The organism is Micromonospora sp. II, assembly GCF_001709195.1.
In the GTDB taxonomy this organism is placed as follows: Bacteria; Actinomycetota; Actinomycetes; order Mycobacteriales; family Micromonosporaceae; genus Micromonospora; species Micromonospora chalcea.
Map to the genome: position 1 here is coordinate 116,229 of NZ_LYXF01000008.1, position 14,114 is coordinate 130,342.

The 14,114-nt window shown below is 73.2% G+C and carries 14 protein-coding genes, 3 tRNA genes and 1 pseudogene; 13 read left to right on the plus strand and 5 right to left on the minus strand.

Annotated elements, in window-relative coordinates:
• The first annotated feature begins 6 nt into the window (after positions 1-6).
• From A8711_RS05405 to A8711_RS05425, 5 genes are all read left to right on the plus strand, one after another.
• A complete protein-coding gene (locus A8711_RS05405; protein ID WP_064447007.1) occupies positions 7-867 on the plus strand; it encodes a S1C family serine protease in 861 nt (286 codons plus the stop codon).
• A gap of 152 nt (positions 868-1,019) precedes the next feature.
• Positions 1,020-1,316, plus strand: coding sequence for a hypothetical protein (locus tag A8711_RS05410; RefSeq protein ID WP_043325976.1), 297 nt, complete (start codon positions 1,020-1,022; stop codon positions 1,314-1,316).
• A gap of 9 nt (positions 1,317-1,325) precedes the next feature.
• Positions 1,326-1,751, plus strand: a complete 426-nt coding sequence (gene arfB / locus A8711_RS05415) for an alternative ribosome rescue aminoacyl-tRNA hydrolase ArfB (RefSeq protein WP_043325975.1) — start codon at positions 1,326-1,328, stop codon at positions 1,749-1,751.
• Positions 1,752-1,800: 49 nt separating this feature from the next.
• Entirely contained in the window at positions 1,801-2,373 is a 573-nt protein-coding gene (locus A8711_RS05420) for a GNAT family N-acetyltransferase (protein WP_064447008.1), read from the plus strand.
• A gap of 87 nt (positions 2,374-2,460) precedes the next feature.
• Positions 2,461-3,594: a cellulose binding domain-containing protein gene (locus A8711_RS05425; protein WP_064447009.1), complete on the plus strand. Its 1,134-nt coding sequence runs from the start codon at positions 2,461-2,463 to the stop codon at positions 3,592-3,594.
• 24 nt (positions 3,595-3,618) lie between these two features.
• Here A8711_RS05425 and A8711_RS05430 read toward each other — a convergent pair.
• The 4 genes and pseudogenes from A8711_RS05430 to A8711_RS05445 form a co-directional block, all read right to left on the minus strand.
• Positions 3,619-3,891 (minus strand): annotated as a pseudogene (locus A8711_RS05430) (3-methyladenine DNA glycosylase); the annotation flags it as partial.
• A 116-nt stretch (positions 3,892-4,007) separates the two neighbouring features.
• Positions 4,008-4,976 (minus strand): hypothetical protein, encoded by a 969-nt coding sequence (locus A8711_RS05435; protein ID WP_064447012.1) that lies wholly within the window; start codon positions 4,974-4,976, stop codon positions 4,008-4,010.
• Positions 4,934-5,254, minus strand: a complete 321-nt coding sequence (locus tag A8711_RS05440) for a hypothetical protein (protein WP_064447013.1) — start codon at positions 5,252-5,254, stop codon at positions 4,934-4,936. Before A8711_RS05440 ends, A8711_RS05435 begins: the two co-directional genes overlap by 43 nt.
• Positions 5,255-5,288: 34 nt before the next feature.
• The gene (locus A8711_RS05445) at positions 5,289-6,707 is read right to left on the minus strand and encodes a hypothetical protein (protein ID WP_069087638.1); all 1,419 of its coding nucleotides are present in this window, start codon (positions 6,705-6,707) and stop codon (positions 5,289-5,291) included.
• Between the two features lie 214 nt (positions 6,708-6,921).
• Between A8711_RS05445 and A8711_RS05450 the strand changes: the two genes are divergently transcribed.
• From A8711_RS05450 to A8711_RS05465, 4 genes are all read left to right on the plus strand, one after another.
• Entirely contained in the window at positions 6,922-7,725 is an 804-nt protein-coding gene (locus A8711_RS05450) for a fumarylacetoacetate hydrolase family protein (protein ID WP_013284528.1), read from the plus strand.
• Positions 7,726-7,832: 107 nt separating this feature from the next.
• Positions 7,833-7,904 (plus strand) — tRNA-Gln (locus tag A8711_RS05455).
• Between the two features lie 76 nt (positions 7,905-7,980).
• A tRNA-Glu gene (locus A8711_RS05460) sits at positions 7,981-8,053 on the plus strand.
• Between the two features lie 162 nt (positions 8,054-8,215).
• Positions 8,216-8,288 (plus strand) — tRNA-Glu (locus A8711_RS05465).
• Positions 8,289-8,436: 148 nt separating this feature from the next.
• On the opposite strand, the gene A8711_RS05470 is transcribed toward A8711_RS05465, so the two are convergent.
• Positions 8,437-9,123: an IclR family transcriptional regulator gene (locus tag A8711_RS05470; RefSeq protein ID WP_013284529.1), complete on the minus strand. Its 687-nt coding sequence runs from the start codon at positions 9,121-9,123 to the stop codon at positions 8,437-8,439.
• A 49-nt stretch (positions 9,124-9,172) separates the two neighbouring features.
• Between A8711_RS05470 and leuC the strand changes: the two genes are divergently transcribed.
• The 4 genes from leuC to A8711_RS05490 all read left to right on the plus strand — a co-directional run bounded on the left by leuC (position 9,173) and on the right by A8711_RS05490 (position 14,110).
• Entirely contained in the window at positions 9,173-10,615 is a 1,443-nt protein-coding gene (gene leuC / locus A8711_RS05475; protein WP_043325966.1) for a 3-isopropylmalate dehydratase large subunit, read from the plus strand.
• Between the two features lie 15 nt (positions 10,616-10,630).
• Positions 10,631-11,218 (plus strand): 3-isopropylmalate dehydratase small subunit, encoded by a 588-nt coding sequence (leuD, locus tag A8711_RS05480; RefSeq protein ID WP_043325965.1) that lies wholly within the window; start codon positions 10,631-10,633, stop codon positions 11,216-11,218.
• Positions 11,219-11,377: 159 nt separating this feature from the next.
• Positions 11,378-11,983, plus strand: a complete 606-nt coding sequence (locus A8711_RS05485) for an HU family DNA-binding protein (RefSeq protein ID WP_030270029.1) — start codon at positions 11,378-11,380, stop codon at positions 11,981-11,983.
• Positions 11,984-12,118: 135 nt separating this feature from the next.
• Positions 12,119-14,110: an endonuclease/exonuclease/phosphatase family protein gene (locus tag A8711_RS05490; RefSeq protein ID WP_069087639.1), complete on the plus strand. Its 1,992-nt coding sequence runs from the start codon at positions 12,119-12,121 to the stop codon at positions 14,108-14,110.
• Positions 14,111-14,114: the final 4 nt, after the last annotated feature.

A 14,114-nucleotide genomic window follows, 5' to 3' on the forward strand; every position in this document is an offset into this window, starting at 1 on the left:
CCAGGCATGGCAGTGCAGACCGGACTCGGCGAGCCACGCGGACCGTGGTTCGTCTCGCCGGAGCTGGACCCGGACGGGCGCGGCCACCGGGACGTACCCGGGGGCGGGCCGGAGGCCGGACGGCGCAGCCTGCGGCACCGGCTGCTGAGCGTGGCGGCGGTGGTGGCGCTCTCCACCGTCTCCGGCGCGGTGGCCGGCACCTGGGCGGCCGACCAGGGCTCGCCGGGGCCGAGCGCGGCGTCCGCCGCGCCGGTGCCCGCGGAACTGGTCACCGCCGCCGGCAAGACGGTGCCCGGCGTGGTCTCGGTGATGGTCGGGGGTCGATCCGGCGCGTCCGCGTCCGGCTCCGGATTCGCCATCGACAACGAGCAGCACATCGTCACCAACGACCACATCCTGGCCCGCGGCGGCTCGGGCGCGGTGACTGTGGAGACCTCGGACGGGCGTCGCTTCCCGGCCGAGGTGGTGGGCCGGGAACCCGCCAGCGACCTGGCCGTGCTCAAGGTGCCCGCGTCCGCCGGGCTGCCGCCGCTGCCGCTGGCCAAGGCGAACTCGACCCGGGTGGGGGAGCCGGTGCTCGCGGTCGGGTCGCCGCTCGGGCTCGCCGGGACCGTCACCGCCGGTATCGTCAGCGCGCTCAACCGGCAGGTGCGGATCGGCAACGGCCGGCACACGGCGGTGCAGACCGACGCCTCCATCAACCCGGGCAACTCGGGCGGGCCGCTGGTGAACGCGCGCGGTGAGGTGGTCGGCGTGAACACCGCCATCGCCACCATCGACGGCAACGGGTCGATCGGCATCGGCTTCGCCATCCCGATCGACCAGGTCCAGCAGACCGCCGACACCATCATCGGCCGGGGCGGCTGAGTCACCGGGCGCGGTCTCCCGCGCGGGTCGCCTCGGCGCTTCGCGCGGCGCTGACCTGCACAAGCACTGCAAGATCGGTGCGAACTGTCGGATATCCGGCGTGGGATCATTGGGGCATAGAAATATTACGCTGAGTATGGATACTGGCGGAGGTGGAGCAAGCTGTCATTGCGGCCCTCCTCGTGATGGGCCTGATCATCGGCGCCGGTGTCGGCGCGTCCTACGCGCGTGCGAAACGCGGCTGGACCGACTACCAGACGATCCGGACCAGCGTGCCGGGCGCCCGCCGCAACGCCTGGCTCGCGATTCGCGGCGTGGTCGTCAAGCTCGCGGTGATCGCCCTGCTGCTGGTCGGCGCGGCCGCGTACGCGGCCTCCGGCGGCGGCGAGGAACGGGCCGGTCCCACCCCGAGCGCCACCCCCACCCCGAGTCACCGCGCCGGGCGCTAGCCTCGGGGAGTGGACGACGGACTGCGGGTGACCGATCGGCTCGTGGTGCCCGCAGTCGAGCTGCGGGAACGGTTCTCCCGGTCGTCCGGGCCCGGCGGCCAGGGGGTGAACACCACCGACTCGCGGGTGGAGCTGAGCTTCGACCTGGGCCGCTCGCCGAGTGTGCCGGAGACGCTCCGGGAACGGGCGCTGACCCGGCTCGCCGGACGCCTGGTCGACGGCGTGCTGACCGTGACCGCCAGTGAGCACCGCGCGCAACTGGCCAACCGGGAAGCGGCCCGGGAACGGATGGCGGCGCTGCTGCGCGAGGCCGTCGCCCCGCCGCCGAAGGCGCGCCGCCCGACCCGCCCCTCCCGTGGCGCCAAGGAGCGCCGGCTGGCCGAGAAGAAGCGCCAGTCCCAGCGCAAACGCGACCGCCGGGTGGACGGCGACTGACCGAAAAACGGTTGAACCGCCCGGCGCGCCGACCGGAGAATTCCGCCCCGTGATCGACTTCTCCGTCAAGCCCACGCTCACCGGCGAGCGTGTGGCGCTGCGCCCGTTCCACGACGACGACCTGCCGGCGCTCGCGGAGATCCTGGCCGACCCGGAGGTGGTCCGGCTGACCGGCAGCCCGGCCGGCGAGACGTTCGAACCGGCCCGGTTGCGCGCCTGGTACGGCACCCGCAACAGCCAGGACGACCGGCTCGACCTCGCGGTGGTGGACCGGGCCGGCGGCGCCTGCGTCGGCGAGGTGGTCCTCAACGAGTGGGACCGGGCCAACGCGAGCTGCAACTTCCGCACGCTGATCGGTCCCGGCGGCCGCGACCGCGGCCTCGGCACCGAGGCGGTGCGGCTGATCGTCGGGTACGGCTTCGAGCAGCTCGGCCTGCACCGCATCGGCCTGGAGGTGTTCGCGTTCAACCCGCGTGCCCGGCGCGCCTACGAGAAGGTGGGCTTCGTCGCCGAGGGGACGCTGCGGCAGGTGCTGCGCGACGGCGACGGCTGGGTGGACGCCACTGTCATGTCGATCCTCGCTCCGGAGTGGAACCGGCACCGGGGGCACCCGGAGGGTTGAGCCGGAGGCGTCGAAGCGCTTCAATGCGTACGGGAGCTTCAGGGCCGTCACCGACCACCACGTCACAGTGACAGGAGTCCCTTCCGCATGTCCCGAAACCCCGTACGCGCCGCGCTGACCGCGCTCGCCGCGCTGCTACCGGTCCTCGCTCTCGGCCTCGCCCTCACCGCCACCACACCCCCGGCCGCCGCGGCGGCCACGCCGGTCCGCGTCATGCCACTGGGCGACTCCATCACCGGGTCGCCCGGCTGCTGGCGCGCCCTGCTCTGGAACCGCCTCCAGTCCACCGGCCACACCGACGTCGACTTCGTCGGCACGCTCGGGCCGCAGGGCTGCGGCGTGCCCTACGACGGCGACAACGAGGGCCACGGCGGCTACCTCGCGACGAACGTGGCCAACCAGAACCTGCTGCCCGGCTGGCTCGCCGCCACCCGCCCGGACGTCGTGCTAATGCACTTCGGCACCAACGACGTGTGGAGCAACATCGCGCCCGCCACGATCCTCGCCGCGTACTCGAAGCTGGTGGACCAGATGCGGGCCGCCAACCCGGCCACGACCGTGCTGGTCGCGAAGATCATCCCGATGAACCCGGCGAGCTGCCCGGAGTGCGGCCAGCGGACCGTGGCGCTCAACTCGCTCATCGACGGCTGGGCGGCCGGGAAGACCACGGCCGCCTCCCCGATCGTGGTGGTCGACCAGTGGACCGGGTTCAGCACCGCCACCGACACCTACGACGGGGTGCACCCGAACGCGGCCGGGGACCAGAAGATGTCCGACAGGTGGTACCCGGCGCTGGTCGCCGCGCTCGGCCGCGCCACGCCCGGCCCGACCACGTCCCCGACCGTCAGCCCCACGCCGTCGCCCACGCTCAGCCCGTCACCGACGACCAGCCCGTCGCCCACCGCGAGCCCGACGTCGGCGCCCGGCGGCTGCACCGCCACCTGGCGCCTCGCCGGTCAGTGGCCGGGCGGCTTCCAGGGGGAGGTGACAGTGCGCAACGACGGCGCCGCGCCGATCGCCGGCTGGACCGTGCGCTTCCCGCTCGCCGGCGGACAGCGGGTCAGCCAGGCGTGGAGCGCCGACGTGACGCAGAGCGGAACCACTGTGACCGCCCGGAACGCGAGCTGGAACGGCGCGCTGGCCCCGGCCGCCCAGACCACGTTCGGGTTCCTGGCCGAGGGAACCGCGCCGAGCCCGGCGCTGACCTGCGCGCCGAGCTGACCGTCGCGTGCCGGCCGGCCCCGCTCAGCGGTGGTCGGCCGGCACCGCCCGGTCCAGCGCGGCCAGCAGCCGGGCGCGCAACCCGGCGGCACGCTCGGCGAACCCGCGCTGCGCGGCGGCGTACTCGGCCCGGCCCTCCGGCGTCTCCACCGGCACCGGCGGGTAGCCCAGGGCGGCCAGGTCGTACGGGCTGGCGCGCATGTCCAGCGTCCGGATCTCCCGGGCCAGCTCGAAGCAGTCGGCCACGAGTTCCGAGCAGACCAGCGGCGACAGCTTGTACGCCCACTTGTAGAGATTCCTGATCTTCGGGTTCTCCGCCGACGCATGAACACCAGGGAGCGCAGTGATCCTGTGGCGCGGACGCTTCGCGTCAGTGCCCCTGCATCCCAAGAACCGGGGCAAGATGGCGGATGCTATGACGTAGCGGTGCGGAGAGGGTGTCTCAGGGGGTCATGCCCCACCCTTGCCGGTGGCTCCGCTCCCTCAAGCAGCGCCGCACACACATCGATCAACCGGGCACGTAGCCGGCCCGCGCGCTGCGAGAACGCGCGTTGACGAGCGACGTACTCGGCCTTGCCCTCGGGTGTCTCGATGGCCACCGCCGGTTCCCCGTAGGAGGAGAAGTCGTACGGGGACGCCTGCATGTCGAGTAGCCGGATGTCCCTCGCCAGCTCGAAACAGTCGAGCGCCAGATCCCCCGGCACCGCAGGGCCCAGCTTGGTTGCCCACTTGTGGCAGTCCATCGAGGCATGTAAGCAGCCTGGCTGGTCAAGCTCTACCTGGCTCTCCCTCGTTGGTTGGAGCCGGTTGAGGCTGACTGCGTCAGGGGTGAAGAACCGGAACGCATCGAAGTGCGTGCAGCGGATCTGGTGAGACTCGACTACCGCGTCAGTTCCCTCTTGCCCAAGTCGCAGGGGGAGTGGATGCCGATGTTCACGTTGGCGGTACACCATCGCCCACTCATGCAGGCCGAAGCAGCCAGTGAAGGCTGGTCGCGACGCGATCGCGGACAACAGCCGGTGGATGAAGCGCACCGACTCAGCTCGGTCGGCGAGGAAGGCTGTGACGTCGAAGCTCACGACTCCGTCTGCGTCGGTGCCGTACCAACGCCACTGTCGGTGTGGGGCGGGGCCGTTCGGTCCGGGCTCCAAGGAGATGCCCACGCCCGGGTGCCAGCGTCGGAGCACAGAGGGTCGGGTGCCGTAGTAGTCGTACAAGAAGTCATCGATCGCGTGGCGCTCCCTCGTGGCCCTGCGGGCACGGTGGCCTGCGGTAAGTGAGTCGGCACGCTTCTCGTGAGCTTCGAAGAGGGGAAGCCAGCTCGCGGCGGGGATGCTGGTCAACGGCTCGGACCCTTGTTGTCCGCTTCGTGCCGCTTGCATACCCCCCACTCGAAGTGGCTGCACCGCACGCCGCGCTCCTCGGCCACCGCCGCCGTCGCCGCCGGGCTCAGCCGCAGCGGCCAGGAGTTGTGCCGTACCTGCTCCTGGGCCGGCCGGTGCGAGTAGTAGGTGAAGAGGAAGTCCTCCACCGGATGCTTCACGCCCGCCCGGCGGCGGCCGAGATGCGGCGTCAGCCAGGCGTCCACCCGCTGCTCGTGGGCGGCCCGGCGCGCCTGCCAGTCGGCGACGTCGAGCGCGGGGGCGAGGGCGGCGGTCACGCACCCCAGGGTACGACCGCCGCCCGTCGCCGGGTCACGGCACGTCCACCCGCACGCCCGCGGAGAAGACGCCGCTGCGCAGCTCCAGCCGCTTCGGCGGCTCGTCGCCGCGCATGGTGAACACCAGCGGCAGCAGCACCCGCCGCCCGGCGGCCACCGGCTGGGAGAACACGTCCCGGCCCAGGTTCGCCACCCGGGTCGCGTCCTCGTCGGCGGCCACCCAGTTCCCGCTCGGCAGGTACGCGCGCTGCAACTGCCCGTGCCAGGTCTGGTCCTCGTTCGTGACGTTGCGCACCCCGACCGTGGCCAGACAGGGGCGTCCGCCGCCGGGCGCCGCCGGCAGGACGTCCGCGCCGCAGCTCACCCGGTAGACGGTGAACTCGAACGCGGTCTCCCGCAGCGGCTGGCCCAACGCGCCGGTGACGCTGCTGCCCACCCACGCGCCGCTCGTCGGCTGCTTGGTGGTGTCCATCGCCGCCACCCGCTGCGTGGCCGACCAGGCCGCCGCGCCGACCACCCCGGCCAGCACCGCCGCCGCCACGCCCACCACCAGCCAGACCGGCGGCCGGCGACGGCGGCTCGCGGGCGCCGGCACCGCAGTACGCGGATAGACCGTGCCCCGTTCGGCCGGGCTGCCCTGCCCCGGGACGCCGCTTCCCGGCGCGCCGGCACCGGCGGACATCGCCCCGCCTCCGGACAGGCCGGTGCCCGCCGTCGCGGCCGTGCGCCGGCGGCGGCGCCACAGGGCCCACCACAGCACGCCCGCGGTCACCACCAGCAACGCGGTGAACGCGGCAAGCAGCACCGGTGGCCGCCGCCAGGCGGGGGCGGCCGTCACCTGCGCCGCCGGGGCCGTCGCGGCGCCCACCCAGGTCGCCGTGGCGCAGTCGTACGGGCGCGTGCCGTCGGTGCCGTAGACGCAGGTGGGCGCGGTCACCGACCGGCCCGGGCCGGGAACCGACAGCGCGGTGTGCAACGTGGTGGTGCTCTTCGCCGGCAGGCGCAGCCGCCACGTCACCTCCCCGGCGCTGGACCCGGCGGGCCGGGTGGTCCGCCCGCCGCCGGTCACCGTGGTGGCCCGCGACCCGCTCGGCAGCTCCTGCCGCACCATCGTGTCGACCGGCGCCGTGCCGGCGTTGCGGACCTCGATCCGGTAACCCGGCGCCGGAGTGCCCGCCGCGCCGACCGCCACGCTCACCGGCGGCATCGACGGGCGGACCGGCGCCGGGCCGGTGGTCGGCACCGCCGGCGGGACCGCCGGCACGCCGGTCGGGATCGGGGTCGCCCCCGCGCCGGGCAGGGCGACCGGGACGGCGGCCGGCGGTGGAGCCGGTCGGGCGGGGGTTTCGGCCGCGCGGGGCGTCGCCGGGGACAGCGCCGGTACGGCGGCGATGACGCCGAGGCAGTTCACGAACACTGCCAGGGCCTTGTGGTGTCGTCTCGATGCAGGCATACCAACGAACCTCCGGAACCGAAGCTATGGGCCGGGCCCCGCCGGGCGGGTACGAAGCCGCCATTCCCGCCCCGTCCGGCGCGATCCGGCGTACCCTGTCGCTCTCTCGCCGGTCCCGGCGCCGGCGGGCGGCGAGGGGTGCGGCGCGGGCCGCCCGGGCGCGCTGCCTGCCGGTGTCCGACGGGCGACGCGCGGGCGGGGATAGATTGGCCGGGTGCGTATCGCTCGTTTCGCTCATGCCAAGGGAATGTCGTTCGGGGTCGTCGAGGGCGAGCCGGAGGCCGGGCCGCAGGGCCTGACCATCGCCGAGATCGAGGGCCACCCGTTCGGGCAGATCCAGTTCTCCGGCGCCCGCTGGGCGCTCTCCGACGTCCGGCTGCTGTCGCCGATCCTGCCCAGCAAGGTGGTCTGCGTCGGCCGCAACTACGCCGAGCACGCCGCCGAACACGGCAGCGAGGTGCCGAAGGAGCCGCTGCTCTTCCTCAAGCCGTCCACGTCGGTCATCGGTCCGCGCGACGCGATCCGGCTGCCGATCTTCTCCAAGCAGGTCGAGCACGAGGCGGAACTCGCCGTGGTGATCGGCGCTCCGGGCGCCCGCCGGGCCGACCGGGCCGCCGCCGAGCGGGCCATCTTCGGCTACACCTGCGCCAACGACGTCACCGCGCGGGACCTCCAGCGCTCCGACGGCCAGTGGACCCGCGCCAAGGGCTTCGACTCGTTCTGCCCGATCGGGCCGTGGATCACCACCGGGCTCGACGTGAGCGACCTGGAGATCCGGTGTGAGGTGGGCCGCAACCCGGAGGAGATGGAGGTACGCCAGCTCGGCCGGACCAAGGACATGGTGTTCGACGTACCGGGCCTGGTGTCGTACATCTCGCACGTGATGACGCTGCTGCCCGGCGACGTGGTCCTGACCGGCACGCCGGCGGGGGTTAGTCCGCTCACCGAGGGGGATACGGTCACCGTGCGGATCCAGGGGATCGGGGAGCTCAGCAACCCGGTGGTCCCTGTCGCCTGATTCGCTCCGATGCCTCGTTTCCGCTGGTCAGGTGGGTTTCGAGGGGTTGGATTTGGCCTGTCGGCACCGGGAGGGTAAAGTTCATTCCCGGCGCCGCAAGGGGCCAATGGGGTATGGGGTAATTGGCAGCCCGACTGATTCTGGTTCAGTTAGTCTAGGTTCGAGTCCTGGTACCCCAGCGCAGCCGCGGGTTCGCAAGAGCTCGCGGACGCTGGATTCCGGCAGGTCACGCTGGCGGAGTGCAATGAAGGTTCTGGCCCCGTCGTCTAGCGGCCCAGGACGCCGCCCTCTCAAGGCGGTAGCGCCGGTTCGAATCCGGTCGGGGCTACAGCACCGACAGCCCGTCCCGTTTCCCCGGGGCGGGCTTTCTGCTGTCCGGGCAACGTTTTCCGCGTGCGGTGGGGGTGACCCCCGCGGCGCGGTGCCGGACGCGATGCCGCTAGACTACTGCCACGCCACCCGGCAGGGCGGCGAAGCAGGAAAAGTGCCTGGCCCCGTCGTCTAGCGGCCCAGGACGCCGCCCTCTCAAGGCGGTAGCGCCGGTTCGAATCCGGTCGGGGCTACGTCACCGAACGGCCCGTCTCGCTACGCGAGGCGGGCCGTTCGCATTCCCCGCCCCACCCCGTTGATCATGAAGTTAGCGGCAGTCTGGGAGATCAAAAATGCCGCCAACTTCATGATCAACGCGAGAGGGGGGTGGGGGTGGGTGGGTCAGAGGCCGGAGAGGCGCTGGCCGGCTCGGACGACGGCCATGGCGTGGCGTTCTCCGGGGCGGCGGCCGAGGCGCTCGATCGGGCCGGAGATGCTGATCGCGGCGATCACCCGGCCGGTGCGGTCCCGGATCGGCGCCGAGACGCTCGCCACACCCGCCTCCCGCTCCGCGACGCTCTGGGCCCAGCCGCGCCGCCGCACCTCGGCCAGCGTGCGGCCGGTGAACTTGGAGCGGGGGAGCAGCGGCATGACCGCCTCCGGCGGCTCCCAGGCGAGCAGGATCTGCGCCGCCGACCCGGCGGTCATCGGCAGCACCGAGCCGACCGGGACGGTGTCCCGCAGGCCGCTGGCACGCTCGGCGGCGGCCACGCAGATCCGCTCGTCGGCGCGCCGCAGGTAGAGCTGGGCGCTTTCGCCGGTGGCGTCCCGTAGCGCGGCGAGCAGCGGCTCGGCGGCGGTCAGGAGCACGTCCGGGGCCGCGTTCGCCAGCTCGCCCAGGCGTGGACCCGGGCGCCAGCGCCCCTGGGTGTCCCGGACGAGCATCCGGTGGATCTCCAGCGCCTGTGCCAGCCGGTGCGCGGTGGCCCGGGGCAGCTTGGTGCGTTCAACGAGTTCGGCCAGGCTGGCGCCGTCGACACAGGCGGCCAGGATGACCACCGCCTTGTCGAGAACGCCGACACCGCTCATACTGTGTCCCACAAGCCGAAATTTACCTCCCAGAATTTAGGATGTCCAGATGGTGGGAGTCACTCAACCGAGGACCCTGGCCGAGAAGGTCTGGGACGCACACGTGGTCCGCTCCGCCGACGGCGAGCCGGACCTGCTCTTCATCGACCTGCACCTGCTGCACGAGGTGACCAGCCCGCAGGCGTTCGACGGGCTGCGTCTGGCCGGGCGCGGGGTCCGCCGTACCGACCTGACGATCGCGACGGAGGACCACAACACCCCGACCGGGTACGACGACCCGGCGTTCCGCCTCCGGCGCGGCGACCTGCTCACGATCGCGGACCCCACCTCCCGCACCCAGATCGAGACGCTGCGTCGCAACTGTGCCGAGTTCGGCGTCCGCCTGCACGCGCTGGGCGACGAGAACCAGGGCATCGTGCATGTCATCGGCCCGCAGCTTGGCCTCACCCAGCCCGGCATGACGATCGTGTGCGGCGACTCGCACACCGCCACCCACGGCGCGTTCGGCGCGCTCGCGTTCGGCATCGGCACCAGTGAGGTCGAACACGTGCTGGCCACGCAGACGCTGCCGCAGGCCCGGCCGAAGACCATGGCCGTGAACGTGGTCGGCGAGCTGGCGCCCGGCGTCACCGCCAAGGACCTGGTGCTCGCGCTGATCGCGCAGGTCGGCACCGGCGGCGGTCGCGGTCACATCGTCGAGTACCGGGGCGAGGCGATCCGCGACCTCTCCATGGAGGGGCGGATGACCATCGCCAACATGTCCATCGAGTGGGGCGCCAAGGCCGGCATGATCGCGCCGGACGAGACCACGTTCGCGTACCTGAAGGGGCGGCCCAACGCGCCCCAGGGCGACGCCTGGGACGCGGCGCTGGAGTACTGGCGGACGCTGCCCACCGACGACGGCGCGACGTTCGACACCGAGGTCACGCTCGACGCGAGCCGGATCACGCCGTTCGTCACCTGGGGCACCAACCCCGGGCAGGGTGTGCCGCTGGGCGCGACGGTGCCGGCCCCGGAGGACTTCGTCACCGAGCCGGAGCGGGTCGCCGCCCGGCGCGCGCTGGAGTACATGGACCTCACCCCGGGCACGCCGATGCGTGACCTGGCCGTGGACGTGGTCTTCGTCGGCTCCTGCACCAACGGCCGCCTGGAGGACCTGCGTGCCGCCGCCGACGTGCTGCGCGGGCACCGCGTCGCCGACGGCGTACGCATGCTCGTGGTCCCCGGCTCGGCCGCGGTCCGCGAGGCGGCCGAGATCGAAGGGCTGGACAAGGTCTTCACCGAGGCCGGCGCCGAGTGGCGTTTCGCCGGCTGCTCCATGTGCCTGGGCATGAACCCGGACACGCTGAAGCCGGGTGAGCGTTCCGCCTCGACCTCCAACCGCAACTTCGAGGGCCGCCAGGGCCGGGGCGGGCGTACCCACCTGGTGTCCCCGCCGGTCGCCGCCGCCACCGCCGTGGTCGGCCGGCTGGCCGCCCCCGCCGACCTGTAGAAGGGCAGCCGAGAGATGGACAAGTTCACCACCCACACCGGCACCGCCGTGCCGCTGCGCCGATCCAACGTGGACACCGACCAGATCATCCCCGCCGTGTACCTCAAGCGGGTGACCCGGACCGGATTTGCCGACGGTCTGTTCAACGCGTGGCGGGAGGACCCGTCATTCGTCCTCAACGATCCCGTCCATTCGGGTGCGTCGATTCTGATCGCCGGCCCCGAGTTCGGCACCGGATCATCCCGGGAGCACGCCGTCTGGGCGCTGCGGGACTGGGGCTTCCGGGCCGTCATCTCGCCCCGCTTCGGCGACATCTTCCGCGGCAACGCGCTCAAGGAAGGCCTCCTTCCGGTCGAGCTGGAATTGAAAGCCGTGGAAGAACTGTGGGATCTCGTGGAATCCGAGCCGACCACGCCGATCACTGTCGACCTCGCCGCCCGCCAGGTCCACGCCGGTGACGCCACCTGGGCGTTCCCGCTGGACGACCACAGCCGCTGGCGGCTGATGGAGGGCTTGGACGACATTGGACTCACCCTCCGGCACGAGGCGGAGATCGCCTCGTACGAGGCGTCCCGGCCGTCGTTCCTGCCCTCGGTAGCCTGACTCCGGCCCGAATTCGCCCCCACCGGTGCGCCCGGTGGGGGCGAATCCGTTACGACACAAGGGCTTTTTTCCACCGAATGTTTGTGTCCAGGCAGCACAGGGCATAACGTGCGCGCAGAATGGCTCGCGTCGAGTCAGTTGCACAATCGGGAGGAAGTCGTGAACAAGGCCGAGCTCATCGAGGCGCTCGCCGTTCGCCTGGGGGACCGGAAGACGGCGACGGCCGCGCTCGACGCGGTTCTCGCTGAGGTCCAGGCGGCGGTCACCAAGGGCGAGAAGGTGGCGATCACCGGTTTCGGAGCGTTCGAGAAGCGCGTCCGGGGAGCCCGAACAGCGCGCAATCCGCGTACCGGCGAGGCGGTGAAGGTCAAGAAGACCTCCGTCCCGACGTTCCGGGCGGGCGCGGGCTTCAAGGAGATGGTGGCCAGCGGCAAGGTGCCGAAGGACACCGCCGCCGCGAAGAAGACCACCGGCGCCGCGAAGAAGACCACAGCGGCGAAGACCACCGCGGCCGCGAAGAAGACCACGGCGGCGAAGGCCACCAAGACCACCGCTACCAAGAAGGCCGCGCCGGCGAAGAAGGCCGCCGCGACCAAGACCACGGCGGCGAAGAAGACGACCGCGGCGAAGTCCACCGCGGCGAAGAAGACCACCACCGCCAAGAAGACGACCGCGGCGAAGTCCGCCACGGCCAAGAAGACCACGGCGGCCAAGAAGGCGCCCGCGAAGAAGGCACCGGCCAAGAAGGCCGCCACCCGGCGCTGACCGGACGGCCCACGAAAGGGCGCCCACCGTTGCCGGTGGGCGCCCTTTCGCATGGGTACGCCGTTGACCGCCCGCCGTCGCGCCCCGCAGAATCGCCGTGCCGAAAACCCCCGTCGGTCACGAGAAGAGGCGCCCGTGCGGCACCGTCACCTCTCCACCCTCACGCTCGCGCTCGGTATCGCGGTCCTGCTGGACGTGCTGCGGGTCTGGCTCCCGTCGGTCATCACCCTCTTCGGGCGGGCCGCCGAGACACCGGCCGAGCTGCTCGGCGCGTTCGCGCTCGGCTGGTTCCTGCTCGCGCTCGCCGCGCCTGCGCTCGTACGCCGCACCGGCGCCGCCCCGGTCGGACTCGTCGCCGCCGTTGTGCTGGCGGCGGCGCGGCTGGCGCTCACCGCGCAACCCGGTGGTCCGGCCCAGCTCTGGCTGGCCTGCGCCGGGCTGCTCGCCGGCCTGGTCTGGCTCGCCGCCACCGCCGCGTCCGTGCCCCGGCCGGTGGCCGGGCTGGCGCTGGGCATGGCCGGGAACGCGGTCGGGCACGCCCTGCTCGGCACCGAGGACCTGGTGTGGCGCGGCGGTGTGCTTGCCTGGAGCCTGAGCGCCCTGCTGGTGCCGGCGTTCCTGGCCGCCTCGGTGGCGGTACGGCGGGAGCGGGCGGACACGTCGGCGGCGGGGCCGTCCCCGACGGGCGCGGGCCACGGCACAACCGGGCGGCGTATCCGCGTTCCGGGACGCCGGGCCTGGCTGCTGTGCGGGCCGGCGCTGCTGCTGGCCGGTCAGGTGGCGCTCGCCCCGGCGCTCTGGAGCGCCGCCGCCGGCACCGGATCGCCTGACTTCCCCGGCCTCGCCCGTCCCGGCAGCGGTGCCCTGCCGGGCGCGCTCGCGGTGCTGCTGTTCCTCGCGGCGGCGTTGTTCCGGGCACCGGCGCGCGTGGCGCGGGTGCTGTGGCCACTGGCGTTGCTCGCCGGGTCGGTGCTGTTCGTGACCGGGCATCTCGTTCCGGCGTACCTGCTCACCGCCGCCGGTCTCGGCGGCTGCCTGGCCCTCACCGACACGACCGGCGACGGGCCCGCAGCCGCCGACGACGCGGCCGGGCCGGGCGACGACGGACGGGCGGGGGCGCGACGCGGGCGGGCGGCGGCGCTCGGGATGCTGGTGTTCGCGGTGGCCACGGTGGCCTACTACGCCGCCTACGACCTGGGGTACCCCAACGGCTGGGCGCCGGTCGCCACGGCCGTCCTGGTGGCTCTGGTGGCGGCTACCGCGCCTCTCCGGCCCGCACCGACGGCACCCGACCCGACGGCGCCCGGCGCAGCCGCACCCGGCCCGGTGCTGCCGACCACGGTCCGGGTCGCGGCCCTGGCCGCGCTCACCGCGCTGGCCGGGCTCGCCGCCGTGCTGCACGTACCGCCCGCGCCGGCCCGGGCCACGGCCGCGCCGGCGGCGGTACGGGTGGCCGCGTACAACATCCGGATGGGGTTCGGCCTGGACGGCCGGCTGGACCTCGACGCGCTGGCCCGGGAGCTGCGCGGCGCGGACATCGTGCTGCTCAGCGAGGTGGACCGGGGCTGGTGGCTCAACGGCGGCCACGACACGCTGGCGTTGCTGGCCCGGCGGCTGGAGATGCCGTACGTCTTCGCGCCCGCCGCCGACCCGGTCTGGGGCGACGCGGTGCTCAGCCGGTTCCCGGCGCGCTCCGGGCAGACGCGGCGGCTGACCGCGCACAGCGCGCCGACCGGTGCGCAGGCCCTCGGCGTCACGCTCGACCTCGGTGGTCGCGAGCTGGCAGTCGTGGCCACGCACCTGCAACCGCCGCCCGGCCGGGATCCGGTGGAGCAGGCCCGCGAGGTGGCCGAGTTCGCCGGCCGGTACGCCGCCGGCCGTCCGCTGGTGCTCGGTGGCGACCTGAACACCGAGCCGGCCGACCCGGCGTTCGCCGAGTTCACCGGCGCCGGGCTGGTGGACGCGCTGGCCCCGGCCCGGCCGTTGCGGACCAGCCCGGCCGACGACCCGCGCACCCAGATCGACCACGTCTTCGTCTCCCCGGGCCTGACCGCCACCGAGGTACGCGCGCCGCGTACCGAGGCCAGCGACCACCTCCCGGTGACGCTCACCGTCACGCTGCCCTGAGCCG

Bases quoted from the DNA above. Each gene is read 5' to 3' on its own strand.
- leuD (WP_043325965.1), top strand. From the start codon at position 10,631: ATGGACAAGTTCACCACCCACACCGGCACCGCCGTGCCGCTGCGCCGA.
- A8711_RS05425 (WP_064447009.1), top strand. From the start codon at position 2,461: ATGTCCCGAAACCCCGTACGCGCCGCGCTGACCGCGCTCGCCGCGCTG.
- A8711_RS05445 (WP_069087638.1), bottom strand. From the start codon at position 6,707: ATGCCTGCATCGAGACGACACCACAAGGCCCTGGCAGTGTTCGTGAAC.
- leuC (WP_043325966.1), top strand. From the start codon at position 9,173: ATGGTGGGAGTCACTCAACCGAGGACCCTGGCCGAGAAGGTCTGGGAC.
- A8711_RS05470 (WP_013284529.1), bottom strand. From the start codon at position 9,123: ATGAGCGGTGTCGGCGTTCTCGACAAGGCGGTGGTCATCCTGGCCGCC.
- A8711_RS05405 (WP_064447007.1), top strand. From the start codon at position 7: ATGGCAGTGCAGACCGGACTCGGCGAGCCACGCGGACCGTGGTTCGTC.
- A8711_RS05435 (WP_064447012.1), bottom strand. From the start codon at position 4,976: ATGCAAGCGGCACGAAGCGGACAACAAGGGTCCGAGCCGTTGACCAGC.